This is a genomic window from Mycobacterium sp. NGS24, assembly GCF_059813065.1.
Genome location: NZ_JCALDW010000001.1, coordinates 200,877 through 227,840, shown reverse-complemented (window position 1 = coordinate 227,840; position 26,964 = coordinate 200,877). Strand labels below are relative to the sequence as shown.

The window sequence follows — 26,964 nt, the reverse complement described above, 5'->3', positions numbered from 1 at the left end:
GGAGCCGCGCCCATGGTTCATGAGCTGATAGCCACCGTGCCCGATCTGTCCGGCAAGTTAGCGGTCGTCACCGGCGCCAACAGCGGCCTGGGGTTCGGCCTCACCAAGCGCCTGTCGGCGGCCGGCGCCGAGGTGCTGATGGCCATCCGCAACCAGGCCAAGGGCGAGGCGGCAATCAAGGAGATCCGCGCAGTCGTGCCCGATGCCAAGCTGACCATCAAGTCGCTGGACCTGTCGTCGCTCGGGTCGGTCGCGGCGTTAGGTGAGCACCTCAACGCACTGGGCCGGCCCATCGACATCCTGATCAACAACGCCGGGGTGATGACGCCGCCGGACCGCGACACCACCTCGGACGGGTTCGAATTACAGTTCGGCAGTAATCATCTGGGGCACTTCGCGCTGACCGGACATCTTCTGCCGCTGCTGCGCGCAGCGTCGGGCGCGCGGGTGGTCTCGTTGAGCAGCATCGCCGCTCGCCGCGGTCGCATCCACTTCGACGACCTGCAGTTCGAGAAGTCCTACGCCTCGATGGCCGCATACAGCCAGTCGAAGCTGGCGGTTCTGATGTTCGCCCGCGAGTTGGACAAGCGCAGTCGCGCAGCCGGCTGGGGCATCGTCTCCAACGCGGCACACCCGGGTTTGACCAAAACCAATTTGCAGATCAGCGGCCCCTCCCATGGCCGCGACAAGCCGACGTTGATGGGACGTCTGTATACGACGTCATGGCGCTTTGCGCCGTTCTTGTGGCAGGAGATCGACGAAGGGATACTGCCGGCGTTGTACGCGGCCGCCAATCCGGCGGCCGAAGGTGGCGCGTTCTACGGGCCGCGCGGCCTTTACGAGGCCGCCGGCGGCGGTGTCGCCGAGGCGAAGATCCCCAGCCGCGCAGCCAATGACGATGATTGCCAACGCCTTTGGGAGACCTCCGAGCGTCTCACGGGTGTCAGCTATCCCGCGTAGCAGCGATGCACGCTGTTGCTATTAGCTGATCTAGGCACGGCGTTTTTGCGGGAGCAGCCGATCGTCACGATCGTGCTGGTCAGAGGCGCGCGCCGGAAGCGCGCGTTTCGTCGCGATGCCCAAGTGGGTAACCTCCCCCACAGCATGGGTCGCATCAGCAACTTCTAAGGGGTATCAGCATGAGCGAACACGACGACGAATCGGCGGACAAGGCCACCAAGGACACCACCGATAGGGGCGGCGTGGACACTGCCGAGGCCTCCAACGAGGAAAGAGACCAGGACAGCGAGGCCAAGGGCGAGACCGACAAGGACAGCGACGGCGACGAAGTCGAGACCGACGAAGACGGGAAGCCCAAGCCCGACGACGAGGCAAAAGAGAAGGCCGCGGAGATGCGGTCGGCCTACAAATACCAGCCCACCCTCGTACTGCCAGGCTCCGGCGGGACCATCACCGGCACCGCCGTCAACGAGTGGCTGGACGACGACGGTAACGCCAAGTATGCCGACGACGACGATTCGCCGGCCGCCAAGGCTGAGGCCGAGCGGGACAAATCGAAGTCGGACTCCGACTCAGATTCAGATTCCGACGAAGGACAGCGCCAAGACGACTCCGCGAAATCCGAGAGCGACAAAGCCACAAAGTCCGACAGCGGCGACTCAAAGGATTCCGGTGGCGACGACGGTTCCAAAGAGAAGGACCTGAACGCCACCAGCGACCGGGGTGCCAACGCCGATCAAACGGCCGAGCTGGCGGACAAGTCCGACGACGAGCTGTACGAGGACGCCAAGAAGACCGCCGAAGAAAATATCGAGCGGGACAAGAAATTCAACGAAGAGATCATCAAGACGGCCAAGGAAGAAGGCCAGTTCGACAATCAGAATGACGACGACGACTCGTCGGCGGAAGCCAAGGACGAGCGGGCCTCCGATGAGGATTCCCAGGCTGACCAAGACGCGAAAGACAAGCAGGAGCAGGACGACAAGCAGGACAAAGGCGAAAAGGAACCGGCGAAGACCTGACCCGGTTCAGCCGATTCGGATCCCCGGCGCGGGCAAAGCGCCGGGGATTCCTGGTATCTGCGGAAGGCCGGGAATCTGCGGCAGCTGCGGCAGCGGCGGCGGGCTGGGCGGGGTGACCGTAGGCTGCTGGGGCGCAGGCGGCTGGGTGGCCGGGGGCTGGGTGGTTTGCGGCGGCTGTGTGGGTGCCGGCGGTTGCGTGGTCGGCGGTGGTGGGGGCGGCGCTTCGGTGGTGGGGGCCGGCGGCCGAGTCGACGGCGGTGGGGCCTGGCGCGTCTGCGGAGGTGGCTCGGCTGTCGGCGACGGCGGCGGCGTTGTCTCCGGCGGGGGGCTTTCAGTGCTGGATGGGGGCGGTGCTGACGACGGTGCGGAGGTGACGGGAGCCGTGCTGACCGACGGCTGCGTACCGCCCTGCTTGTGTGAACTCAGCCCGATCGCCACGGCGGTACCCACCAGCAGCAGCGCCACCGTGGTGCTGACGATGATCACCGCCGGCAGCCGGTACCACGGGATCGGTGGTTTCTTGGGCTCGGCGGCCGGTCGACTTTCCTGCTCGAATGCCAACTGCGGGCGAGCCGACGTCAGCCCCGAGCCCTGCCGATCGCCGGCGGCCGGCATCACGCTCGACGCGTCGTCGGCCGCCTCCGACCAGGCCAGCGCCGGTTGCATCAGCGAGACCGGCGCGTCGGAGTTGAGCTCCGCGCCGCCGTCGAGAGCCTCCTGCTGCGTCAACGGTCGTATGGCCGGTGCCGCTGCCGGGGCCGCGGCAACAGCCGCAGCCGGAGTCAGCACCGTCGCGCTGGTGTCTGCAGGACCACGCGCGGCGCGCAGCGCGCCACCGATCGCGGCGGTCAGTTGCGGGCGCGGTGTGGTGACCACCGGGACGCCGAACCGCCCGGACAGCGTCGTGGTCACTGCCGGGATGTTGGCGCCACCGCCGACCGTCGCGATCGCGACCACACTCGACTCGTGAATAGCGTTGCGGCTCAACGTTTGTTCGACCGCACGGACGAATCCGTCGAGCGGCCCGCGGATGGTCTCCTCCAGTTCGTTGCGGGTCAGCCGGACCTCACCGCGCATCCCCGGCGCGTCCTGGGCAAGGGTGGTCACTGTAGTGGCCGACAGGCGCTCCTTGGCGTTGCGGCACTCGCCGCGCAACCGGCTCAGCGAGCCGATCGCCGCGGTGGCGGTCGGATCGAACGAACCGGTGGCAGGCAGTTCAGACATCACGTAGGTCAGCAGCGACTGGTCGATCAGATCACCGGAGAAATCGTCGTGGCGCACCGTCGGGGCAACGGGCTGGTAGTCGCCGGCGGCGTCGACCAGCGTGATGCTGGTACCGCTGCCGCCGAGGTCGCAGATTGCGACGATGCCACGCGCCGGGATGCCGGGATTTGCGCGCACGGCGAATAAGGCTGCGGCGGCGTCGGGGATCAACGTCAGCGGCTTGCCGGAGTGCGACCATTCCGAGACCCGGCTCAACGCGGCTCCCAGCGCGTCCACCGCGGGCGCGCCCCAGTGCGCCGGGTAGGTGACCGCCACATTGTCGGGCAACGGCCGTCCGCCGGTGACCGAGTAGGCCAGCGCACGCAGCCCGTCGGCCACCAGCGCTTCGCTGCGGTGTATCGAACCGTCGGCCGCCACGATCCCGACCCGGTCGCCGACCCGGTCCACGAAGTCGGTGATGACCAGCCCCGGCTGGTCCAGTCTGGGATTCTCTGACGGCACCCCGACTTCGGGTGCACGCTGCCGAAACAGGGTCAGCACGGGTTTCCGGGTGATGGCGTGGTCCGGTGTCACGGCGGCAAAGTTCGTGGCACCGATCGACAGGCCCAACGCAGGCCTAACTCCGTCTGCCATCTAGTCCAATCCCCGTGTCCGGTGGAACGCTTTGCATTCTCACCTAACCGCAACCTTTGCGCTAAGACTTATAGCCAATCTGTGTGTCGGCTATGCGCAGGCTGTACGACCACCGCACCGGTCAGCGGATGGTGCCGGCCCCGGGGATCAGCGGCAGATCGAGCGCGGTCACCCAGCCCGGAGACAGAGTGTTGACCGCGGGCACCGCGTTCAGCGCCCGCAGGCCGGTGGCCAGGCAGCCGGCTGCGGCGGCGTCGCGGCCGGAGCCGTCGGTGAACCGGAAGGCCGTCTCCTGGAAGATGCTCGGGGTGCCTTCGATGTCCACCCGATAGACGTCGTTGTCGTGGCCCGTCGGCCAGTCCGGGGCCGCGTCGAGACCGATGCGGTTGACGTGCTCGAGCTGGATGCGCGTCTCGCCCTGGTACAGCCCGTTGATGGTGAACCGGACGGCCGCGACGTGTCCTGCCTTGATGACGCCCTTGGCGGACTTGCGGTCGGTGGGCGTCACCCACTTGTCCCAGGTGGTGGTCATCTCGTCGAGCATGATTCCGGCGGCGTGGGCGATCATCGGCACGGTCGCTCCCCACGCGAAGATCAGCACGTCGCTGTTCTCCAGCATGGGGCTGTATTCGGGCTCGCGCCCGATGCCCATCTCGCGTTCGTAGTCGCCCTCGTAGTTGGTGTAGTCCAGCAACTCGGACGCGCGGACCTTGCGTACCTCAGAACACAGACCCATCAGCGTCATCGGGAACAGGTCGTTGGCGAACCCGGGGTCGATACCGGTGGTGAAGCAGGACGACTCCCCCAACTCGCACGCCTCGGTGATGGGCGTGATCCAGTTCGGCGGGTTCTGCGGCATCGTCGGCCAGATCCACGGCGTCATCGCCGTCGAGCACACGTCGATGCCCGCCCGCAAGAAGCGGGTGATCAACGAGATGTTGTCCTTGGCGTGCATCGCGGTGGGTCCGTAGTGCACCAGCGCGTCGGGCTGGAGCGCGATCAACGCCTCGACGTCGTCGGTGGCGATGACGCCGACCGGTTCGGCCGATCCGCAGATGTCGCCGACGTCGCGGCCGACCTTGTCCGGGCTGCTCACTCCGACACCCACCAATTCGAACAGCGGGTGCTTGACGATCTCGGGGATCACCATTCGACCGACGAACCCGGTGCCCCACACCACGACCCGCTTAGGAACGCGTAACGCGCCCACTTCCGACATCAGCACCTCCAAGTCAGCCAGCCCCGGGTTCACCATAATTTCTGAGTCAAAAGGGTCTCGTAATCACCCCTCGGTGATGACAACATGAACAACCATGAGCAGTCGTCGTGCAGCTTCGATCGTCTTCGCCGTCGGGACCGCCTTCGCGGTCTCCTGTGGCGTAGCCAGCGCCACCCCCAAACCCGGCGAGTTCCCCCAAGTCCGCTACGAGGTGAGCGGCCCCGGTGTCGCCGAATACATTTCGTGGCAATCCGAGGCGGGCCAGCAGCGCGCGACGAATGTGCCGTTGCCGTGGTCGACCCAGTTCCAGGCGTTCGGCGGCCAGGTCTTCGTGCTCAGCGCGCAGGGCCAGGGCACCATCGCCTGCAAGATCGTGGTCGCGGGCAACGTGGTCAACGACGCGCATTCGACCGGCACGCCCGGTCGGGCCATCTGCTCGCACTGACACCGCGGCTTGAAACAGACGCTGGATCAGTCCGGAGGTCTAGGCTCGCGGGAGTGGCCCCTTCAACGGCGAAGCGGGACAGAGGAGGATCGAATGGACCTCAAGACCAGGCCGGCAGCGGCGGCGAAGCCGGCTTCCAGGAGTTTGGCGCCCCGGGTCAACGGGGCGCGGCCACCGGAGATTCCCCTCTGCGATATCGAGTTGGGGTCACTGGATTTCTGGGCGCGCAATGACGACTATCGCGACGGCGCCTTCGCCACGCTGCGCCGCGAGGCACCGATCTCGTTCTGGCCCGCGGTCGAGATGGAAGGATTCGATGCCGGTGCGGGGCACTGGGCGCTGACCAGGCTGGACGATGTCTTCTTCGCCAGCCGCCACCCGGAGGTGTTCAGCTCGAGTCCGAGTATCACCATCAACGATCAGACCCCGGAGTTGGCGGAGTACTTCGGTTCGATGATCGTGCTGGACGACCCCCGCCATCAGCGGCTGCGTTCAATCGTGAGCCGGGCGTTCACGCCGAAGGTGGTGGCCCGCATCGAGGCGTCGGTGCGCGACCGCGCGCACCGGCTGGTGACCTCCATGATCACCGCCCATCCCGACGGGCGGGCCGACTTGGTCAGCGAACTCGCCGGGCCGCTGCCCCTGCAGATCATCTGCGACATGATGGGCATTCCCGAAGAAGACCATCAACGCGTATTCCACTGGACCAACGTCATTCTGGGCTTCGGCGACCCGGACCTCACCACGGACTACGACGAGTTCATCCGGGTGTCAATGGAAATCGGCAACTACGCGACCCAGCTGGCCGACGATCACCGCCGTGCCAGCGCCGATCACCACGACGATCTGACCACCGCGCTGGTCGAAGCCGAGGTGGGCGGCGAGCGATTGTCGTCGTCGGAGATCGCCATGTTTTTCATCCTGTTGGTGGTCGCCGGTAATGAGACGACCCGTAACGCGATCAGCCACGGCGTGCTGGCGTTGTCCCGCTACCCCGACCAGCGGGAGAAGTGGTGGGCGAATTATGCGGCGTTGGAGCACACCGCGGTCGAGGAAATTGTGCGCTGGGCCTCGCCAGTGGTCTACATGCGCCGCACCCTGACCCAGGATTTCGAGCTCAGCGGTACCAAAATGGCTGCGGGCGACAAGGTTTCGTTGTGGTACTGCTCGGCGAACCGGGACGAGTCGAAATTCGCCGACCCGTGGGCGTTCGACGTCGCACGCAACCCCAATCCGCACGTCGGCTTCGGCGGCGGCGGCGCTCACTTCTGTCTGGGAGCCAATCTGGCGCGTCGCGAAATCCGGGTGGTGTTCGACGAATTGCGCCGCGAGATACCGGACATCGTCGCAGTCGAAGAACCGGCGCGACTGCTGTCCCAGTTCATTCACGGCATCAAATCGCTGCCAGTCGCCTGGACTTAGCCCGCCGAGCGCGGTTGCACCTGTTCGCCGTTGACTGTCAACCCATTTGCCGGTAGGGCTGTGAGGATGACCGACGTCGACGTCTGCGTTGTAGGTGCGGGTTTCGCGGGCTTGACCGCTGCGTTGCGACTCAAGCAGGCGGGCTGTTCGGTGAGATTGCTCGAGGCACGCGATCGGGTCGGGGGCCGCACCTTCACCGTCTCGCGCGACGACGGATCCTGGATCGACAGGGGCGGGGCGTGGGTGGGCCCCACCCAGGACCGGATCCTCGCACTGCTGGATGAGTTCGGCGTCAAGACTTTCAAGCAGTATCACGACGGGGCCGCGATGATGTTCGTCGACGGCAAGCAGTACCGCTACGAGGGCACCATCCCGTGGAGCATGAGCCCATGGGCCGCGCTGAATCTCGGGGCGAGTTTCCTCGAACTCGGCCACATGTGCAAGACGATTCCCTTGGATGCGCCGTGGGAGGCCAAGAAGGCCGCCACGTGGGACCGCATGACGCTCGCTCAGTGGTTGGACCGCAACGTCAAGTCCAAGGCTGCGCACGACCTGCTCGACGCCGCGATCTCGGGCTGCTACACCTCGGCGGCCTCGGAGGTGTCGATGCTGTTCATGCTGTACCAGATGGGCTCGGCCGGCGGCCCCGGTTTCGTGCTCGGCGGCCCCGGCGCCTCCCAGGACTCCCGGGTGGTCGGCGGGATGGGCGCCCTCTATGGGTCGATGTCCGCCGAGCTGGGTGACGCGATCGCGCTGTCTCAACCAGTGCGGTCCATTACCCAGGATCTCGAGGGCGTCACCGTGCGCTCCGACCACGGCAGTATCCGCGCCCGGCATGCAGTCGTTGCGGTCCCGATCGCCATCGCCAGCCAAATCGCTTACGAGCCAATGCTTCCCACCGACCGCTCGTTTCTGCATCAACGGATGCCGAGCGGTGCCGTCGTCAAGGTCTCCATCGTCTACGACGAGCCGTTCTGGCGGGCCGACGGCCTGTGCGGACAGTCCGCAGCGCCGGGCTCGGTGGCGACCATCACCATCGATGCGTGTACCGACTCCGCTACACCTGGAATCCTGTGCGTGATCATCGAAGGGCCGATCGCACGCCGATACGAACGCCTCGACCAGGACGAACGCCGGCAGGCGGTCCTCGACGCACTGGCGGAACGGTTCGGGCCGAAAGCGGCCAGGCCGGTCGACTACGTCGAGCAGAATTGGAGTCGCGAACGGTATTCGGGCGGTGGGATGCTCAGCCACGCTCCGCCCGGTGTGCTGACTGAATTCGGTCACGCGCTGCGCCGACCGTGTGGTCGCATCCACTGGGCCGGCACCGAGAGTTCGGCGGTGATGTGCGGCTGGATCGACGGCGCCGTGCGTTCCGGCGAACGGGCCGCGAACGAAGTCCTGGTCGACCACGCCCTGCCTGGCACCTGATCGCCTCAGTTGCAGTCCAGTTCGTAGACGAACAACACCCGCGGGTACACCGTTAACCATTCCGGTGGCTGCGGAATGCGCGTGACGCTCGTCGCGGTCGTCCCCAGCCACGCCAGCGCCTCCCGGTACTCGTCAAAACCCGCTGGCGCGAAGGGATATCGGTGGTAGCGCGCGAACGCGTGCACGTGTGCGTAGAGGGCGAGCTTGCCGATGGGCCCGTCGGGCATGTCTTCGAATACGATGATGCGCCGGCGCGCCACTCGCCGGCATTGCGTGATCAGTCTGACCGGGTCGTGGCTGTGGTGCAGTACCTCACTGAGGATCACGTTGTCAAATGCTTTGTCCGGGAATGAAATTGACGTGCCATCGAACTCGGCGAACGGGATGTCGACGGAGCGGGAGTCCTTGACGTCGATGCCGGTGGGCACCGCCCCATACATCTCGCGCAGGTACACCGAGAGGTGTCCGCTGCCGCACCCGACGTCGAGCACACTGTCCCCGTGACCAACGTACTCAGCCAGCGCCTCCGCCTGCTCGCGCAGCCGCACGGCGGGTTGCAGGACATGCTGGACTTCAGAAAGTTTGCGACGAAACATCTGGGCCAGAACGTAGCACGCTCAACTCGTGGTTCTCCCAGTCGGTGAACCGTCTCGGACTGAACTAGGGAGTTGCGTCCCGGTGTCGGAGTTGCTGGGACAGCGCGTCGATCTCGCTGCGCAGTTCCTCGATCTGGGCGGCCGTTGCCACCTGGTTCGCGGTGTCGGTTTCTTCGACGCGCTGCACGATCCACGAGGCCAGCGACGCCGTCACCACCCCCACCAGACCGATGCCGCCCATCATCAGCACGACGGCGATGCCGCGTCCGGTGACCGTCACCGGATACAGGTGGCCGTAGCCGACGGTGGTCACCGTGGTGATCGACCAGAACACCGCGTCGCCGAATGAGGCGATGGTGGCGCCCGGCTGACCACGTTCGGCGTCGAGCATGGCCAACGACGCCACATAGACCAGCAGCGTGACACCGGACAGCGTATAGAGCAGGATGCGGCCGCGGATGACGTCGCCGACCGCCCGCTGCAAAGCGCCGACCAACACCAGCAGGCGCAGCACGCGCAGCGGGCGCAGTATCGGTAGCGCAACCACCAGCAGGTCGATCAGGTGCTGGAAGAACCACCGGCGGCGGTCGGTGGCCAGGATCAGGCGCGCGATGTAGTCCACGACGAACAGGCTCCACGCCAGCCATGTCGCCAGCCAGAGGAGTCGGGCCTCCTCACCAGCGGGCCGGGTGAGGACCTGCACCGAGTACATGACCAGAAAGGCCAGGGCGATCAGTGCCAAGGGCCATTCGGTGCGGCGCACCCACAGCTCTTCCTTGCTCGGCTCGGTCATGCGGCACAGCGTATCCCGGCGAATATCAAAGACTTTCGACCAGATCATGGTCCGGGCGAGGCCGCCGGGTCACAGCCTCACCAGAGGTAGACCACGGCGTCCTTGCCCCCGGTGCACCTGATCCACGGGTTCGCGCCGTCGCCGGCGCACTGCATCAGGAAGTTCGCGGCGTTCTTCGGATCGCAGTTCGCGCCCGGGACGGTGAAGCAGTCGACCGCTCCCGGCGCCGATACCGTTCGCTGCCCATTGGTGGCGTTGCCGTAGGTATTCCAGTACGTGCGCAGGACGGTGTTGGCGAAATAGCACGACGTCTGGGGTGAGCCACGCCCCCCGTGTGACCCGAACCCGGTGGTGTTGCTCAGCTGGAAGCCCTGGTCGCAACTCTGGCGACTGGCGCTCTGGTCCGGTCCCGTGACCAGCGGAGGTGTGGCATCGGCCGGGCGCGGCGGGATCGATTCCTGCGGAATAGACGTTGGGGCGCTTTCGCCGGCGTAGGGCGGAATGGTCGGCGGCACCGTCGCTGACGACGGGGCGTGCGGCGGGTCCGGTTGCGCCAGCAGGCCGACAACCATGCCGACTGCGCCGAGAATCAGCACCACCGATGCGCCGACCACCGCGGGAACGACCCAGCGCCGCCGCGGCGGCTGCTGAGGTTCCGGCACCGACACCGGCTGCGGACCCGACGGCGGCACAGTTTGCGGATAGACATACTGACGCGGCGGCGGAGGCACGGGCGACCATGCCGCAGCGCGGGTCGGCATCTCTTCGGTGCGATCGACGGGGTCGACCGCGGTGCGCGCGCCGCTGCGCAACGCCCGTTCGGCAGCGCGACCGAATGCCCCGGCGCTGCCGTAGCGATCGTCAGGTTCTTTGGCCATGCCGCGCGCGATGACCTCGTCCAGCGCCGGCGGGACCCGCGGGTTGGCCAGGCTGGGTCGAGGCGGCGGCGACGACATGTGGGCCGCGACGAGGCCACCCTGGGTCTGCGCTGGAAAAGGTAGCTGGCCGGTCAGCGACTCGTACAACACGCAGGCCAGCGAGTAGATGTCGGCGGCAGGCGTGATCTCGGTGCCGGTGAAACGTTCGGGCGCCATATAGGCCCACGAGCCGACGCGCATATCGGTGGCGGTCAGCCGGGTGTGCTCGCCCACCACTTCGGCGATTCCGAAGTCGACCAGGTACGCGAAATCGGCTGGGGTGACAAGAATGTTCTGCGGCTTGATGTCACGATGGACGAGGCCGTCGGCATGCGCGGCATCGAGGGCCGCGGCGATCTGGTTGATGATCATCACTGCCCGGTTCGCATCCAGCGGGCCGTTGGCCAGCAAGGTCTCCAGGTCTCTGCCGCGAACCAGGCGCATGTCGATGAACAGCGAACCGTCGATCTCGCCGAATCCGTGTATCGGGATGACATGCGGTTCCTGCAATGTCGCCGCGGCATGCGATTCCCGCTCGAAGCGGGTGCGGTACTTGCGGTCGTTGGCGTACTGACTCTTGATGATCTTGAGGGCGACGGTCCTGCCGATCTGGTTGTCGTAGGCCTCGTAGACCTCCCCCATGCCGCCTTTGCCAAGGACACCGGTGATCGTGTATTTGCCGAAGGTAGTCCCGACACGCTGATCCACCGCTGACACCGTCATCGCCCTCCCGTAGGAATTATGCGGCACAACACGTGGATGTCTAGCTGTCGGCCTTGCACTGGGCGGCGGGAAGCTGGGCTAGGTGACTGGTCAGCCAGCTGGCGGCGGCGTCGAGTGCGCGTTTGCCGTCGTCGAACAGGCCGGACTCGGGCTCCGCGGCGATCGCGACGGCGACCTTGCCGGTCGGGGTGTCAAGGACACCCAGTTGACGCGCAAGGTATTTGCCAGCTGGCGACGGACCCCAACCGCCTTTGAACTGAGCACCGGGGAGTTGGCCGATGCCCCAGCGTTGCTGCGGGCTTATGTCGCCCATCAGAGCGAAAATCGGCGCGTTTGCCTTGTTGCAGAATGCGTGGCCGATGAACCGCACCTGATTGGTCAGCGACCAATTCGTCTGTCCAAATATGGTGAATTCCCTTCGCAGCCTTCGTGATTCGACGGTCGTCGGGTCACCGGTCTCCTGCAGGACCTGCTGCACTGCGGCGGCGGCGGTGGCTGGATCGCCCAGTTGCTGCCAAAGCGCTTCGGCTGCGGCGTTGTCGGATTCGATGATCGCGGCCTTCATCTGGTCGGTGACTTTTCCCTGCGCGCGGTAGGCAGCGATCACCAGCGGTACTTTGATCGTCGACCAGGCCGGCCCCTGCTGCCAGTCGCCGTATGTCAATGGCGGTTCTGCACTGCCGACGGCGACCACCGCCAGGCCCATCGCGGCGTTCAGCCGGTGGGTCAGCTGGGTGAAATCGCCGGCCAGGTCGGCCGCGTGCGGGGTGGGTGCGCTGGGCGGCACCGGTGGCACTGAAGGGTCCGAGCGTGGCGGCGACGGTCCGTGCCGGTAGGTGTAGACGGCGGTGAGCGTGACAATCGCGGCCGCCGCAACCAGCGTTGCGGCCACCGTCATCACCCGTCGGGCGCTACCCCGCTTTGGCTTGGAGATAAGAAACTATTCCTTGCGTGACCGCGGTGGCGTATCGGGCCCGACCGTCGGCGGTTTCCATCTGGGCGGCGTCCTCGGCGTTCTTCATGTTGCCGAGTTCGACGAGGACGGCCGGGTATTCCGCGAAGTTCAAGCCGGCCAGGTCCGCACGGCCATACAGACCGTCGGAGCCGATGTAGTTGGCCGGGCGGAAGCCGGCGGCGATCAGGGCGCTGCGCATCGCGTTGGCAAGCTGCATCGACGGTCCCTCTTGAGAAGGTCGCAGCGGCGGGCTGGAGTAGTTGACGTGGAAGCCGTGTCCGGACGCGGGGCCGCCGTCGGCGTGGATGCTGACGATCGCGTCGGGGTGCGCGGCGTTGGCACGCGCGGCGCGGTCGTCGATGCAGGGCCCGGCCGAGTTGTCGTCACTTCGGGACAATTGGGTGTTGACGCCCAAACCGCTCAGATTCGCCGCCACCATGTTGGTGACATCCCAGGTGAACGCATGTTCGGGATATCCGTTGCCCGCCGCGGTGCCCGAGGTGTTGCACGGTTTGGTGCCGCCGCGGCCGTTCGGCACCTGCTGATTGATCGACGCGTCGGCGACACCGTTGTGACCGGGGTCGAGGAACACGCTCATGCCGGCGATCCCGGCGGCCGCGGCGCGTGGACCGGTGACCGTGGCGGCGAGGACAAGCGGTGCTGCGGCGGCGCATTTCAGCACGTCGCGCCTGGATACTCGGCTCACCGCGCGATGGTAACAACCGGGCGCCTGCTCACGCCCCTCACCTGAACCGTCGCAGCTGTGAACCGCGGGGGCTAAGCTCTGAAAAATGCGGATCGTGATGCTCGGTTCCATTGCAACGGTGTCGGCGGTGACGGCGCTCGCCCTACCGGCCACTGCACACGCGGACTCGAAGAACTTCAAATCCCCGTCCGGCAACATCACCTGCATTCTGGACAGCACGCTGGTCCAGTGTGACATCAGCGACTACACATTCACTCCGCCGCCACCCCCCGAGTGCGCCCAACACATCAAGTGGGGCAACCGATTCACGTTGTCGCCGGGCAAACCCGGAGCGGTCACCTGTCACGGTGACACCACAGAAGTGCCGGGTGAACCGACTCTCGACTACGGCAAAACCATCAGCGCCGGGACATTGACGTGCCTCAGCGAGCAGTCGGGGGTGCGCTGCACCGACACCGCCAGCAAGCACTTCTTCCGAGTGTCGCGGGACTCCTTCGAACTCGGGTAGCCCATTCCCATTGGCGCTCAGCAAATTTCAGCTGTCAAGCGCCTCGCGCAGGTGTTGCTCCGGGTCGGTCCGGGAACCACGGGAACGGCCGAGGTCGCTCTCGACGTCCAAAGGATAGCGGCGACGTCCAGCACTATGGGCACGATGAGCTCCGTGCACGGTCTGCGGGGACCGAACCGGTGCGCTTACCGATCCCAGTTGCGCGCTCAGCGCACGGGTGAGCGATGACGTTGCCTTGCATCATCTTCGGGTCCGATTCACGAGCTGTGTTGTGAATCAACCTTATTGGCGGACCCGGAGGATCAAGGGGTGATGAGCGCGCGCGACCCGGCCCGGACTTGATGCAGCTAAATAGGGGCAGCCTAGCGGTCGACCATGGAAAAGGAGCATTATGGTTTGGCTGGGTTGCTGGCAAAATTGATGGAGGGCTTGTTGGAGGGCACGTCGTTCGGGAAATACCAGCTCATCGAGTTGCTGGGCCGTGGCGGCATGGGCGAGGTGTGGCGGGCGTACGACTCCGCCACCGAACGAGTCGTCGCGCTTAAAATCCTGCCCGCCGAGATCTCCAACGACGCGATTTTCCAGCAACGCTTTCGACGCGAAGCGCACTCGACCGCACGGCTGAACAATCCCCATCTGATTCCCATTCACACCTACGGGGAAATCAACGGTCGATTGTTCGTCGACATGCGTTTGATCGAGGGGCGCGACCTGCAGGCCGAACTCAACACCGGGCCCATGGCGCCCGCGCGCGCTGTCGGCATCATCAACCAGGTCGCCAAAGCCCTCAACGCCGCCCACCGCGACGGGTTGCTGCACCGCGATGTCAAGCCGTCCAACATCCTGCTCGACCCCGACGACTTCGCATATCTGATCGACTTCGGAATCGCCCGCGCGGCAGGCGATCTGGCGTTGACCAAGGCGGGAGACTTTGTCGGAACATGGCATTACATGGCCCCGGAGCGCTTCAGCACGTCAACCGTCGACGCCCGTTCGGATGTCTACTCGTTGTCGTGTGTGCTCTATGAATGCCTGACGGCGCAACACCCTTTTCCGGGCACCACCCTGCAGCAACAGGTCACCAGTCACCTCACTGCGCCGCCGCCGCGGCCCACCAGCACCAATCCCGGGTTGCCGGGGGCGTTGGACGTCGTCATCGCCAAAGGCATGGCCAAACACCCCGACGACCGGTACGACACCGCGGTGGAGTTGGCCAAAGCCGCCAACGATGCGCTCGTCGCACCGCCACAAGCGGAACCCACGCTGATGCGGCCGGCTGTCCCGATCCACGACCATTTCGGCGCGCGCCCGGACCCGCGTCCGCCTCGATTCCCGCCACCGCAGCCCCCGCCGCCGCCGCCCCCGCGGATGCCGCCTCCGCGAACCCCGCCACCACAGCAGGATCCTGGCCCGCGGACCCCGCTGCCCCAACATGACCCTGGCCCGCCCACCATGGCGCGACCGGCGCAAACTCCACCTCCCACCCCTGCGCCGGTTGCCGCACGGCCGGCCACCACACCGCCGCAACCGTCGAAGCCGTGGTGGCGGCGCAAGGCCGTCGCAGCGGCGGTCCTGGTCACGGTGGCAGCGATCCTGACCGGGGTTGTCGCCTTCGGTAGTTCGGGTCCCGCCACCGAAGAGTTTCACCAGATCACGCTGCCGTTTCGCGGGCTGAGCGAACCGCAGGGGCTGTCGGTCGACGCGGCCGGCACGGTCTACGTCGCCGATAGCCCGCACAACCGGATTCTGGCGCTGTTCGCGGGCGCGGACGCGCCGCACCCGCTGCCCTTCGAGGGCCTCAACTATCCGACCGGGGTGACCGCCGACCCCGGCGGCTCGGTCTACGTCAACGACGCCCGTAACCGGCGCGTGCTGGTGCTCCGCGCGGGATCACAGAAACAAGAGGAGCTGCATTTCACCGACTTGCAAGACCCGACCGGCCTCTCGGTGGACGGCAGCCGCACCGTCTATGTCACCGACACCGCGCGCAACCGGGTGGTGATGCTGCGCGACGGGTCGATCGTGCAAGAAGAAGTGCCTTTTTCCGGGTTGAACAGTCCGACCGGTTTGGTGGTCAGCAGCGGTGGAACGGTGTACGTCGCTGACGGGGGAAACAATCGGGTGCTGATGTTGGCTCCCGGCAAGGACCAGCAAGAGGTGGGCTTCGAAAACCTGAAGAAACCCGGCGGCGTAACGCTGGACGGTCAGGGCGCGGTCTACGTCAACGACGCCGGGCACAATCGAACCCTCAAATTGCCCCCAGGATCCTCAGAACAAGTCGAGCTGCGCTTTACCGGACTCGACAATCCGTGGGGTTTGGCGGTCGACAGGAACGGCACCGTTTATGTCGGAGGACACAACAGCCAGATCGTGGCACTGAAGCCGAAGTAGTAATACTCACGACAGCGGTCATGCAGCAGTCGCTATTTGGCGATCTTTACCACGCGACTGCGGGCGCAGTCGCACTGCACCCGAACAGTCATGGCGGGCAATTACTTTCAGCGACAGACTTATCCGTTGCAGTGACGGCGAGTTGATACTTGACCGCGACGCCGAGGTAGATCTCAATGAACCGGCACGTGAACTGGCGATTGGTTGGCAGCCACTCGTCCGGGCCGGAGTCGGACTTGCGCCCGTTTTCCGCCGCCGACACCGCGAGCAGGTTTGCGGTGTCGTTGGCAAATTCGAGGCGCCGCGCAGCGGACCACTGCGCCGCGCCGGCATCCCACGCCCGTTTCAACGCGAACACATGGTCAATCTCGATGGCGTCGCGGGCGGGGCCGCCGAACACGAGGGTCGCGCCGGAATACGGGTCCTGGAGGATTCCGGCGGTTACCTTGCAATTCCTGGTCCCGGGTTTGAACACAACGTCGGTCAACTGCGCCCCCAACACCCGATTACGGGTATCGCATCCGGTGTGTTCGGTATCGGCCCACGCCGGCCCGAACACACAACCCTTGCCCGCCTTGCAACTTCGTTCATATCCCGGGACGTTCGCGAGCCGCGGGATGACGACGGCTGAGCTCAACAACTGAGCGATGTGTTGAGAAATGCCCGGGGCGAGGGTAGCGCTGGATGTGGTGGGCGAAGGCGCCGCCACGGGATTCTGCGGCACCGCTCTGGGTTGAGTGACCGGCGACGCGCAGCCGACCACGACGGCCAGCAAGACCCCGATGATCACCAACGCCTCGGCGACCCTCCGCCGCTTCACCCGGTCCCCGCACAATGTGACATATCGCAGTTCTACCGCGGGCCACCGACTACGACTAAATGCCCGGGTCATCCGGTGAACATACGGCAGCGCGCCGCTCGCACCGGCGTCACATGCGTGCGCCGCTCCGCAACGACCTGTGCGGGATTTCTAGATTTCCCGGAACAGTTGTCGCACCCACCGCAACCCGTCCTGAAGCATCCTTGTCATCCTCTCCGACTAAGTCTTTTCGAGGCAAGAGCTGCACAGCCACCGCACCTGCCGTTCACGCCAGCACCTGACGTTCGGCAAAAACCCACCGCACCGGGTCCATACAGCGAAACGGACAGATGCCACTGGCACTCACCTGTTGCCCGTGCGGAGCACCACCCAGCGCGGACACCGCGAAGAAACGGTGGTCATATTGTCGGCCGGTATGGGGGTTCACCATATTGCGCAGCATCGGACCGGCATCGAAACGTTGCAGCAGACTGTGTACCTCCGCGTGCAACAGCCACCCGTCGTCGTCGCTGTAGCGACCCGGGACCAAACCGGGATCGCGCGCAAACGCGGCACCGGCATTAGACATGATCTGTCCGAAGTAGCTCTTGCTCACCTTCCGAAGCTCCTGTAGCGCATCGAATTTCGAAAGAATCACGGCCAGGCGCGGGTTGCCGTCACCGATCAGTCGCATCACCGTACGCAATACTTCACGCGGATCGCCGCCGGTGGCAGCATCCGTGGGGATCAGGTCGCGCAGGTGGTCCCGGACCTCTTCCACCCGCATCGGGTCGAAGAGGAACAGCACCGCGTCGGCCGCGGCGAAGAACTCCCACGGACGTCCACCGACGTTATGGTTCTCCAGATCCTCGCCCGCCACGTCGCGAATGACCAGGAACTCACGAATGCCGTTCCACAATCCGAGGCTGAAGATCAGTGGCTCATGGTGGTTGCTGCCGGTTTCAGCCTTCGGCGTGGGCGGCAGGATGCCTCGCTCCTCGAAAAGCGGCTTCTCGTAGTTCTCCCGATATCGTTCGCGGGTATCGCCGTTGGCGAAATCCAATTCACGTTGGTCACGTTCGAGGTGGCGCTGCAACTGCTTGATCATCACGGCGATGAACACTGTCTTGCCTGTCGAACGTGCACCCGCCATGGCCAGGCAAGTGGCGTTACCGAAACGCCAGTACGGCGGCAAATGGTAATGACACACCGGGCAGATCTCGATCACAGATCCACCGAGCTCATTTTCTGCCTGCTGGCGCGGGCCTTCCGGCGGAGAACCGACCGGAAGTTGATACTCGACGATCTTGCCCATCGACACCGGACGTCCACGAAAGGCGCTTGCCACCTCGTCGTTCGAGGGGTCGCGGGGTTGGGCTTCAGCCCACACCGAGAGATGATCTGGAAGCACGTTGAAGCATCGCGGACATTTGGTCATCGGGTCATCCATGCCCTCGTAACGGCGCGACGATCGCTGCCACTGCCTGATCGATGAGGTGCGGATGAGCGTCGTAGAAGGAGCCGGCGCGGACACCGGGCGGTGGTGGCGGCAGGACGGCGCCCGAGAAGCCCGGATACCGTCGCGCCGACTCCGACAGCACCAACAGACTCACCGGAAACGGCTGCCGCACCGGCTGAATCGCCGCGTCGGTGATCACCACCGTCAACCCAGAACCGGCGATGCGTCCCACGGCAGCGTCGAGGTTCGCGCCGATGCCGTAACCGGACCGGCCGAGCGCCTCCCCCATCCGGGCTGCCAGCTCGCCGATCGAACCGGTGGGTATCTCGGTGAACTTGCCATCGGCCAGACACGCGCGCAACGGTTGCGCTCCCCCGACGACCGCCGCGATGCCGGCTACCAAATCGGTTGCCGCAGCCAAGGTTCCGTCAGCTACCAGGGGCGCGACCGACGCCGAGGCATCTATTACGCAACCGACGGTCAACTGACGCTCCGGCGGCAGCGAATCCATTCCGAGCGCACCGCGGCACGCCACCCGAGCGCGACTGGCCAAAGCCGGCAACGTGGCGTCGGCCGCTTTGAGCCGCGTAGTGACGGCCACCTGATCCGGGCTGGCCGGGGCGATGGTGGCCAACTCGATGGACGCCAGGCCGGACACTTCGCGCGGCGCGAGTTCGGCGTAGTCGGCGTCCAGATCCTGCGGGCTGTCGGGGCCGATGGTGACGTGCAGCACGGTGTCTTCGTCGAACTGCGGCCGCCCGGAGTCGGGGACGGCGGCGATGATGATCTCTTCATCGACGCGCGGCACGATGAGCATCCCGGCGGAATACGACCGTACCGGCGCCTCGGCCCCGTTGTTCAATCGCGCCACCAAACGTACGCCGGTATTGCGCGAGCCGACGACCGCCAGCGTCACCGATAACGGCCGCCGCGGCAGCCGGGCGGACGCGGCACCGTCGAGCAGGTAGGTTGCCATAGACGTGCCTCCTCTCAACTCGTCCAGCGACGTCCAGATCGCTGCTGGCTCTGGTCACCGATATTTCTGTCCTGCAACCACTCTCGTGCAACCCGGTGGTAACCGGAGAAGAATCTCTCGGCCTGATCGGCGCTCAGTCCGCGGACTGTGGGCCAGGCTGCGTCCCGAAGAGCCGCGACGTCGGCGGGTCCGGTGTAAACCCGGCGACGAACCACAGCGTTAACGATGGCATCCGCCCACGACGCGCGACCATCGGAATGGTCGGTGAAGTCGGTCAACAGCGTCGGCGGTTCGAGATCCCTACCGACACAGCGCAGTAAGGCGTGAGCGATGATCCATTCGACACCGATTAGCTGGGACTCGACCAGGTCGGCGAGCAAACCCACGACCTCGTCGGCGCGGGCGGAAAGACTCTGGCGAAGTTCCTGGGCGACAGGTTTGTCGACATCGCATATGGCGTCGCCGCGTGACTGCCCCAGCGTGAACAGAACCGCCACGGTTACCACGACCTCGTCGGCGAGGTCGCCGACATGTCCAAGCCGCAGATTGTCGAGGACAGTCGACGTGCAGTCCCGGAAAACCTGCTCGACGCGTCCGGCAGGCCAGGGGCGCGGTGCGCGGTGCAGCGCGCGCAGTTGTGCGCAGGCCACCGCACAGCGATCCCAATGATCAGGGTCGGACGGCAGCGTTGTGCCGGCGATAGATTCGATCAAATCCGTTGGGAGGGAGTCGTAATAAAGTGCGGTGAGCGCCGTGCCCGGTTGAACACGTTGGGGCCACCGGTAGAAGATATCGGCGAGCTCGCCTGCCAGTCGGGTGTGCACACTGAGTTGGGTCACCAGCTCCCGGCAATCGCCGTCTGCGAGTTCGTCAGCGTCCAAGGCGAGGTAGATCGCGTCCCTGGCTAGTTGCGACACAGCCTGCGTGGTGAGCGGCAAGCCGTGGGGGTTCTGGACCGCGCACAGGACATAGCGCGGCAGCAGCACTCGATCATAAGCCTGCGGGTTGGGCGGGATGACCGGCACTCCAGAGGGGTCGTCGAAGAGCCACCGCCACACCTCGGGGTCGAGGGTGTCCAGCACGTGAGCGGGTTGGCGGGCGACGAGCGGCCGCAGTATCAGCTCGCGTGTTGCAAGGCTGATCGCGGCATCATTGACCAGCGGGTGGACCACGGCTTCGGTCAGCGCGTTGAGCGCGTCAGGACTGATCAGGGCACTGACGTCCGCACCTTGACGCGACAGATCCGCCTCGGTGCGACCGAGCCGGTTGAGCAATTCGATGACCCGCAGTTGCGCGCGCAGCGAATGCACCTCATCGAGCGCTGCGACTAACCTGTCCCGAGCAGCGAGTATCTCCGGCCACAACGGCGCGATGTCTACGACCGGTTCGACGGGCAGGTCGGCGAGTTGACTGCCGAGAACCCAGTCGGGATCGTTCAGGATGTTCTGCAACAGGTGCTGCGCGGCCCCACCCACGCCACTGTCGCGCCGACGCGCCCGAATGAACCTGTCGTAGGCGTCGGCGACCGTCGTCGGGGCGGTAACCGCCACGGCTGCGACTACCGCGGCCCCGATCCACTCGACGTCGTAGGCGTGGCGGGGTGCGTTATCGGCGATCACACAGTCAGCGTCGGTGTGAAACTCGCTCAATTCCTGATCGTGACGGACCGCGACCGCGAGCGGCCACTCCGGCGCCAGGTCGTGATCGCCGAGTTCAGCTGCGATCGAATCCTGTTGCGCTATCAACCTTGTCGCCGATGACTCGTCTCCCAGCACCCCTTCGGCCAGGACCGACCATCCGGTGACGGTCACCGTTCCGGCCCGGGTGCGGTGGGACGATCCCAGCTGTCCGATACTGGGTTCCTCGTCTTCGTCGATGGCGATCCATCCGCCTGCAGGTGCGCCGACCGCGCCATTGCGCGCGACGACGACCAGGTGGATACCCTGTCCGAGATCGGTTCTGGCCAGCGCAGAGTCGTCGTGCGTGGACCAACTGAATCTGCGGGCGGTTCCCGGTGACATGAAGTGGCTCAGTGCGGCGATCCAACGCGGGCCACTGTCGAGCTCGCCCGTCATGAGCATGACGCCCGGGCCGCCTTCTAGGGCGGCATGAACGGCGTCCAGCAATACCCGGAAAACACTCTGCCGGTCGAAGGTCGTGCCGGTGAGGAAACTGACCACCGCTGCGGCGTTCATGTCCTCGTTGGGTTCGACAGCGGCTTCACCGGCCAGGGTGGCAGCCGCGACTTCGGCGGCACCGTATGGCCTCAACCACTGTGTGGAGCCCCAGAGCTGGATGGGTCGAAGGGCCGACGGGGCGGAAGTCTCGCGGTCGAGCAGCACGTGGGCGAAGACGTTGCCAGGCCGTCCTGTTGCGTCCTTGCCCGCATCGACGGTGTGCCAGTACCCGGCGGTACGGGCACTGAGCGGGGCATACACCAAACGCGCTGGCCGAGTCTTGATTTCAGCGGGGGTGGGATAGGTCGGCAATGGCTCGCCGACGTCGAAACTGGTGACGATCCGCGCCGTCAACTCCTGTCGTTCCGCGCGCGTCAGATCGCCTGTTTCGTCCTTGACCTGCCAACCTCCCCCGGTCCCGGAGCCGTCGTCGAACGAGGTGTAGATGAGTTGGGCGTAGCGCGGTGCACACCTGTCGAGGGTGAAGTACTCCGAAACATCCTGCGGCGACGGCGCGCTCATTGTGACGATCCCGGCAGCGGATCGAAGTACTGCAGATGTTGCAGCGATGGGTCAGCCAGCGCGTAGCGTCTGCTGCGATCGGCGACCGACGCGATGAAGAGCCGGAAAAACCCGCGGTGCCAAGCCCAGTCGACCTGCCACCCGGTGCGGTAATCGCCGCGCGGAATGGCCTCGAGCGAACACTGCGGCGTGGGCTCGCCACCGCGGGGTGGCCTGAAGTACACATGCTCACCGTCGGCGGGGCCGAGTGGGAAACGCTCGCGATTGTTGACCATCACAAAAGCCACCGGCGAGTCGACGGCGTGATCGCTGCGCAGCACGAGTTCCCTGACGTGCGGCGGCGCCTCCTCGCGGGATATCAGACCATAGTGCAAGCGATGCAGTCCCGGATACCGCAACACCGTGATTTGACCCCGCACCTGTTCACCGCGTGAGAACGCTACCGGGACAAGGCAAACGGTGCATCCCTTGGGCTCCAGCCGTCGCGGCAGGATGAGCGCCCCGTCACGCCGGTACTGGCTTTTGCTAATGTCGGTCAGCGGTTGGTTGCGGTCGCAGATCTCCTCGGGGCTGAGCGTGGCGCTACCCACGTAGATGAGCACCGCTGCTGCGTGCTCGGGCCAGCCGAAGGTAATGATTTCGGTGTCGAAGCGTTCGATGATCTCGGCGTCGGTGACGGGCGGCAGCGGCCGGGTCCTGACCTTAGTGGTACCGATGCGGGCTTTGCCACCCAACAGCGTGACAGGGGTGAGGTACGCGCGATCCCAGGCCGTGGGCCACGGCACCCCGGCAATGCGGGAACGGTTGTTGTCGGCCGCGACGACAGGATCTTTGATCAGGGCTTCGTCGTCGAAACCCTGCACCTGCAGCGCGGCCTCGGCCATCTCACTGCCCGCTAATCCCGGCGGCGGCGGGGCGCTGACCCGGTACACCCGGACCTGTCCGGCCGACGGGGTCGTCCACGTCAAGTCGAATCGTGAATTGTCCTCGCTGATAACAACTTCCATGTCGTCAACCCTGCCCAGCACCACCGAAACCAAGATCTCCTGCTGGCGCGGTCGCGACAACCGCACCGATGCACCGACAGTGACCTCGGCCAGTGCTCGGTACAGGTAACGCATGCCACGCGTCGCCTGGTTGTCGACGAATCCGGTCAGGTTGGTCTGGTCGGCGCAGATCTGGTTACGCGGGTCGTCCCGTACTGATGTGCTGCCTTCCAGCGGAATGCGGTATACCCGCACCGACCGGGTGCCGGGGTAGGTCGTCCATCGGCCGATCACCCGGCCTTCGTCTTCGGTGACGTTGAAATCGTCTACCGGGCTGACCTCTTGGCCTTCGGCGAGCAGGAAAGGCTGGTTGTGCCGGGCGTCTTCGTTGTCGACGCCGACGTGGCACCACACCTGGTAGTGGCGCACCGCACAGGTCAGGTAGCGGTTGTCGTGCACGTGCAGTGAGGTGGTGACTGCGACCAGATCGCCGGCTTCCGGTTTGAACGGCGCAGCCGCGTCGTCGGCGGAGACAACGCGATAGATGACCATCTTGCCGGCCTCGGGCAGGTACGGCTCATAGCTCAGCCGCAGCCCCTCCTGTGTGCTCTTGAGGGCCAGAGGTCCGGCCTTGACGTCGGTTTCGCCGTACTCGTAGTCACAGAAGTCCCGGTGCGTGAGGTTGCGCAGAATGCCCTCGACGCGTTCGTCGTGTCGCGGGGGCACGGCCCGGGGTTGCCGGGCGGGCTGGGGCGGTACAACGGCCCGTGGGGCGGGTGTCGTCGGCGCGTCCTGTACAGCTTTGGCGGGTTGCGTCGGTGCCGCGTCCGGGCCGGCGAATTCTGCTATCAAGGCGGCGATTTCACGACCGAGGTAGGCCGCTGGACCGGGTAGCTTCTTACCGATCTGTTCAGCGTCGGTGTGTCCGAACTTGACCAGATTTCTGAGCGTGACGTCCTTGATCAGGACCGCACCGTCGGCGCCCTCCGCGATCCGGCGCGCACGCCACTGCATCAGTGCCGCCACGACGGCGGCATTGGGGTCGGCGGGTGTCACTTCGGGTTCCGGCTTGGCCTGAGTGCCCGCCGATGGCGATTCGACTGATCCGCGAGTCGATTCCGAAGTGGGCAGCTCCGTGCTGGGACTCATGAGTTCGTCCGGCAACTGGTCGAAGGCAATGGTCGGGCTCACCCCGAATTTCACCTGCTGCAAGAGGAATTCGATCGTGGGTGACCATGCGGCACACAGCGGCGACGCCACCCGCGTGGACCAGTCGGCGGGATGGGCAGCGATGGTGGCCAATTCGTCGGGCCGCGGTGGATCGAGGCCGGCGGCCGTGAGCCGCTCGGCAAAAATGGTCAGCACCTCGAGGCGCCTGGTTTCCTTTGCGTCAGCCATCTCAGAACTTGAACCCTCTCCCGGGCTCGGGTGGGACGTAACCCTGGCTGGGCTCAGGCACGCCGGTACCCCGCCACGGCGCTGACGGGCCCGGCGGCGCGGGTATCGGTTCGTCCCAGCCGGCGTGCGCGACCGCATTCACCCCGAGTCTGATGTGGTCAACCGGAATGGCATCACTGAATTGTGTTGCCACGCAGACTTTTCCGATCCCCGCGAGGTTCGCGGCGCGTGAGTCCTCTACCACCGCACCCGAACCGTTCGTAATCGCGACGTCGGTGAGCATGGACGAGTCGAACCGGAAGGTGTTCGCCGGTGGCGCCGGCCGGTCGATCTCGGCGAGGAATTCCGCTCGGGGCACAGTCGGTCCACCGGGTTGCTCCACGCGACTGACCAGCGTGTCGATCAGTTGTCCCAGCGATCCGGTCAGATTGTGCAGGGCGCGGCGCCAGGTTACGTCGGCGCCGGTGGAGGTCACTGATCCGGTGAACAGCGCTGTCGACCAGTTGTCCAGCACCGAACCACTTCCCCGACCCGGGTACACCCACAGCGCTGAACTGTCCGCGGTCGCCTTCCGGTCTCCCGGCTGCGGCGGAAGGGCTGACAGAACAAGGTGTTCCCAGGCTCCGCTGAGCCAGCCGAGATTGAACAGGTCGCGACGTAGATAGCCGGCCGTCGTGGCGACATCGCCGTCGGCAGGCGTTGCGTATCCCACCGCGGTGGACAGCGGGAGTCCCCAGGACACCCGCAACGTCTCGCGACTGCGCTGTTGGTCGGGTCCGAGCGGTGCCGCCAGAAAGGTCCCCAACGCGCGACTCCACGCCAAGAATTCGCCGTACCCCTGGGAGAGCCGGTTGAGGTCTCGTAGGGCGGCGCGCATGTTCTCGTCGTCGACCGCCCGTTCGTTGAGCACGGCCCTGCGCTTGTTCAGCAGGTGGAACAGTTCCTGCTGGTTACGGACAAATGCCCGGACACACAGCATCAAGCTGATCAGGTAGGTGGCCAACGCGATTGCCAAGGCATACCACCATTTCAGATGGCCGGTCACCGTCAGGTAGGTGACGAGCGCAGTGACGACCAGCATCAAAATCAAGGTGAACTGGATCCACCGGGCCAGCTTCTTGTTGCTCGCGTCGGGCTCCGGCGGCAATTCGGTTGCATTGTTGAGCTTTTGCAGGAGCGCCTGAACCTCGCTGTAGACAGCGGCAAAGGCATCGGCCAAGCGGCGTCCGACGGCTACGCCGAAACTCCCGGCGTGTTGGCGCTGCCACGATTCCAGGTTGTTACGGGTTTCCCGGGCCTGCAGTCCCTGGTCGGGGGCCCGCTCGAGGTCATTGAGCTTGTGCCGCAGACTCATCAGGCCCAGCAGGTCCGTGGCGTCGATGCTGTCGACCTGAACACTGGCCGAGATGGCGCCGGGGAGGTCGTTGAATCTTTCGGCGGGGCCGGGGACGATTTCGGCTGCCTTGCCGATGATCGCCCTGTTCACGCCGATCTGTACCGGCGGCAGTTCGGCGCTGCGCGCGCCGGCATCGGCCAGCGTCATCGCGGCGCGGCTGTAGTCCTGCCAGACCGCTGACAGGTCGGCGCGCGCGCTGTGTTGCGCTCCGGCGGACTGCCCCGCCAGTACTCCGCTGAGTTGACTTGATGCAGCGGCGATGTCGGACCACTCGGCGCGTTGACCACGCGCGGTGCGGCCATTGACCACGACTTCGTAGGCGGAGTCAACGCCACCGAATACCGTGCGATTCACGGTGGCGGCGATACCGGCGGAAACACTGTTGATCATGGCCGCATACCAGGCTGCGGGCGCATTCTTGATTGCCGCCCACATGAATCCGAAGAACATCTTCAACGCGGCACCCAGCCCGATCTTCTCCGCAGCGGGAGCACGTTCGTAGCTGCGGCGCGGGCCTTTGAGTACGGCCGCATGTTTATGCCAGAACCTGTCGGCCATACTCGTCGCGGCCAGGGCGACGTCGGTCACGTAAATCACCTGCGCGCGTTGGTCGCTGGGTAGCGGCAAGGTCCCGTTGTGCGCCAATAGCTGATGACGCAACACCGATTCGGTCTGCCCGGTATCGATTTTCCGGTAGAAGGATCGTGTCAGACGCACCACCTCGCCGGGCATCACCGGCGCACGGTCCAGCGGCGCATGGTCGAGTTCGCGCCATAGTCCGAGGGCGCCTGCAAGAACGGGTGCGGCGTGACGTCCGATCTCGGCAGGGCTGTCGTCGGCGGGCAGCGGGATATGCCCAACGCCGGGACCGGGTCGGTCTTCCGGCGCGATCAGCAGGTTGTGCCAGCCGTCGACGGCAACCCGCACTCCGGAGGGCACCACTGCACCGGGACGCGCCAGCAGAATCCGCACCCGAACCGTTTGTGCGCCAACGACAGACGAGGCGAGCAGATCGGCAACATAGCGTTCCTGACCCAGCGTCAGCGGGGTTTGCGATCCCACCAGCGGCACGATCACACACACCCGGACCACGGAGATGTTGTGCGCGGTGACAACCTGCTGCAGGCTCACTTCGGTACTGCGGCCACCCTCGACCCAGGTCAACGACTGCGGCGGTGTGTTGTCGCTCGGGTTGGTGATCCAGAAGAACGGATCGATCAGCCCGGCTGCGGAAAGATCGGCAAGGACCGCGAGGACGCCGTCGGCAACGCCGGTCGGCGCGAGCACAACGGTAGCTGCAGGCATC

At 65.6% G+C, this 26,964-nt stretch carries 20 protein-coding genes; 7 read left to right on the top strand and 13 right to left on the bottom strand.

What is annotated here, in order from left to right; genetic code table 11:
- Positions 1 to 12: 12 nt before the first annotated feature.
- Complete coding sequence (locus tag AC5Y6Y_RS01055; protein ID WP_499929011.1) at positions 13 to 960, top strand: SDR family oxidoreductase; 948 nt, start codon at positions 13 to 15, stop codon at positions 958 to 960.
- Positions 961 to 1,139: 179 nt separating this feature from the next.
- The gene (locus AC5Y6Y_RS01050; RefSeq protein WP_499929009.1) at positions 1,140 to 1,982 is read left to right on the top strand and encodes a hypothetical protein; all 843 of its coding nucleotides are present in this window, start codon (positions 1,140 to 1,142) and stop codon (positions 1,980 to 1,982) included.
- A 6-nt stretch (positions 1,983 to 1,988) separates the two neighbouring features.
- Here the strand turns inward: AC5Y6Y_RS01050 and AC5Y6Y_RS01045 are convergent, their stop codons facing one another.
- The gene (locus tag AC5Y6Y_RS01045; protein WP_499929007.1) at positions 1,989 to 3,839 is read right to left on the bottom strand and encodes an Hsp70 family protein; all 1,851 of its coding nucleotides are present in this window, start codon (positions 3,837 to 3,839) and stop codon (positions 1,989 to 1,991) included.
- 121 nt (positions 3,840 to 3,960) lie between these two features.
- Positions 3,961 to 5,058, bottom strand: coding sequence for an NAD(P)H-dependent amine dehydrogenase family protein (locus tag AC5Y6Y_RS01040; protein WP_499922897.1), 1,098 nt, complete (start codon positions 5,056 to 5,058; stop codon positions 3,961 to 3,963).
- Positions 5,059 to 5,152: 94 nt separating this feature from the next.
- Between AC5Y6Y_RS01040 and AC5Y6Y_RS01035 the strand changes: the two genes are divergently transcribed.
- The 3 genes from AC5Y6Y_RS01035 to AC5Y6Y_RS01025 all read left to right on the top strand — a co-directional run bounded on the left by AC5Y6Y_RS01035 (position 5,153) and on the right by AC5Y6Y_RS01025 (position 8,356).
- The gene (locus AC5Y6Y_RS01035; protein ID WP_499922894.1) at positions 5,153 to 5,503 is read left to right on the top strand and encodes an MmpS family transport accessory protein; all 351 of its coding nucleotides are present in this window, start codon (positions 5,153 to 5,155) and stop codon (positions 5,501 to 5,503) included.
- A 93-nt stretch (positions 5,504 to 5,596) separates the two neighbouring features.
- The gene (locus AC5Y6Y_RS01030) at positions 5,597 to 6,925 is read left to right on the top strand and encodes a cytochrome P450 (protein WP_499929005.1); all 1,329 of its coding nucleotides are present in this window, start codon (positions 5,597 to 5,599) and stop codon (positions 6,923 to 6,925) included.
- A gap of 66 nt (positions 6,926 to 6,991) precedes the next feature.
- On the top strand, positions 6,992 to 8,356 hold the full coding sequence (locus tag AC5Y6Y_RS01025; protein ID WP_499929003.1) for a flavin monoamine oxidase family protein: 1,365 nt from the start codon (positions 6,992 to 6,994) through the stop codon (positions 8,354 to 8,356).
- Between the two features lie 5 nt (positions 8,357 to 8,361).
- Here the strand turns inward: AC5Y6Y_RS01025 and AC5Y6Y_RS01020 are convergent, their stop codons facing one another.
- From AC5Y6Y_RS01020 to AC5Y6Y_RS01000, 5 genes are all read right to left on the bottom strand, one after another.
- Positions 8,362 to 8,952, bottom strand: a complete 591-nt coding sequence (locus AC5Y6Y_RS01020; RefSeq protein WP_499929001.1) for a class I SAM-dependent methyltransferase — start codon at positions 8,950 to 8,952, stop codon at positions 8,362 to 8,364.
- A 64-nt stretch (positions 8,953 to 9,016) separates the two neighbouring features.
- Positions 9,017 to 9,745 carry a potassium channel family protein gene (locus AC5Y6Y_RS01015; protein ID WP_499928999.1) on the bottom strand — a complete coding sequence of 243 codons (729 nt, stop codon included), beginning with the start codon at positions 9,743 to 9,745 and terminating at the stop codon, positions 9,017 to 9,019.
- Between the two features lie 77 nt (positions 9,746 to 9,822).
- The gene (locus AC5Y6Y_RS01010; RefSeq protein WP_499922886.1) at positions 9,823 to 11,370 is read right to left on the bottom strand and encodes a serine/threonine-protein kinase; all 1,548 of its coding nucleotides are present in this window, start codon (positions 11,368 to 11,370) and stop codon (positions 9,823 to 9,825) included.
- 55 nt (positions 11,371 to 11,425) lie between these two features.
- Positions 11,426 to 12,283 (bottom strand): hypothetical protein, encoded by an 858-nt coding sequence (locus AC5Y6Y_RS01005; protein ID WP_499928997.1) that lies wholly within the window; start codon positions 12,281 to 12,283, stop codon positions 11,426 to 11,428.
- A gap of 13 nt (positions 12,284 to 12,296) precedes the next feature.
- Entirely contained in the window at positions 12,297 to 13,046 is a 750-nt protein-coding gene (locus AC5Y6Y_RS01000) for an Rv3717 family N-acetylmuramoyl-L-alanine amidase (RefSeq protein WP_499928995.1), read from the bottom strand.
- A gap of 85 nt (positions 13,047 to 13,131) precedes the next feature.
- Here AC5Y6Y_RS01000 and AC5Y6Y_RS00995 point away from each other — a divergent pair, with 85 nt between their 5' ends.
- Positions 13,132 to 13,554 (top strand): DUF6636 domain-containing protein, encoded by a 423-nt coding sequence (locus tag AC5Y6Y_RS00995; protein WP_463824588.1) that lies wholly within the window; start codon positions 13,132 to 13,134, stop codon positions 13,552 to 13,554.
- A gap of 396 nt (positions 13,555 to 13,950) precedes the next feature.
- Positions 13,951 to 15,945, top strand: coding sequence for a serine/threonine-protein kinase PknD (locus tag AC5Y6Y_RS00990; protein ID WP_463824589.1), 1,995 nt, complete (start codon positions 13,951 to 13,953; stop codon positions 15,943 to 15,945).
- A gap of 88 nt (positions 15,946 to 16,033) precedes the next feature.
- Here the strand turns inward: AC5Y6Y_RS00990 and AC5Y6Y_RS00985 are convergent, their stop codons facing one another.
- From AC5Y6Y_RS00985 to AC5Y6Y_RS00960, 6 genes are all read right to left on the bottom strand, one after another.
- Positions 16,034 to 16,735, bottom strand: a complete 702-nt coding sequence (locus AC5Y6Y_RS00985; RefSeq protein ID WP_499928993.1) for an HNH endonuclease family protein — start codon at positions 16,733 to 16,735, stop codon at positions 16,034 to 16,036.
- 295 nt (positions 16,736 to 17,030) lie between these two features.
- Positions 17,031 to 18,182 (bottom strand): TRAFAC clade GTPase domain-containing protein, encoded by a 1,152-nt coding sequence (locus AC5Y6Y_RS00980; RefSeq protein WP_499929324.1) that lies wholly within the window; start codon positions 18,180 to 18,182, stop codon positions 17,031 to 17,033.
- A 4-nt stretch (positions 18,183 to 18,186) separates the two neighbouring features.
- Positions 18,187 to 19,179, bottom strand: coding sequence for a hypothetical protein (locus AC5Y6Y_RS00975; RefSeq protein WP_499928991.1), 993 nt, complete (start codon positions 19,177 to 19,179; stop codon positions 18,187 to 18,189).
- Positions 19,180 to 19,193: 14 nt separating this feature from the next.
- Positions 19,194 to 21,878, bottom strand: coding sequence for a GAP1-N2 domain-containing protein (locus AC5Y6Y_RS00970; protein ID WP_499928989.1), 2,685 nt, complete (start codon positions 21,876 to 21,878; stop codon positions 19,194 to 19,196).
- The gene (locus AC5Y6Y_RS00965; RefSeq protein ID WP_499928987.1) at positions 21,875 to 24,262 is read right to left on the bottom strand and encodes a SaeA-related protein; all 2,388 of its coding nucleotides are present in this window, start codon (positions 24,260 to 24,262) and stop codon (positions 21,875 to 21,877) included. Before AC5Y6Y_RS00965 ends, AC5Y6Y_RS00970 begins: the two co-directional genes overlap by 4 nt.
- 1 nt (position 24,263) lies before the next feature.
- Positions 24,264 to 26,963, bottom strand: a complete 2,700-nt coding sequence (locus AC5Y6Y_RS00960) for a hypothetical protein (protein WP_499928985.1) — start codon at positions 26,961 to 26,963, stop codon at positions 24,264 to 24,266.
- Between the last annotated feature and the right edge of the window lies 1 nt (position 26,964).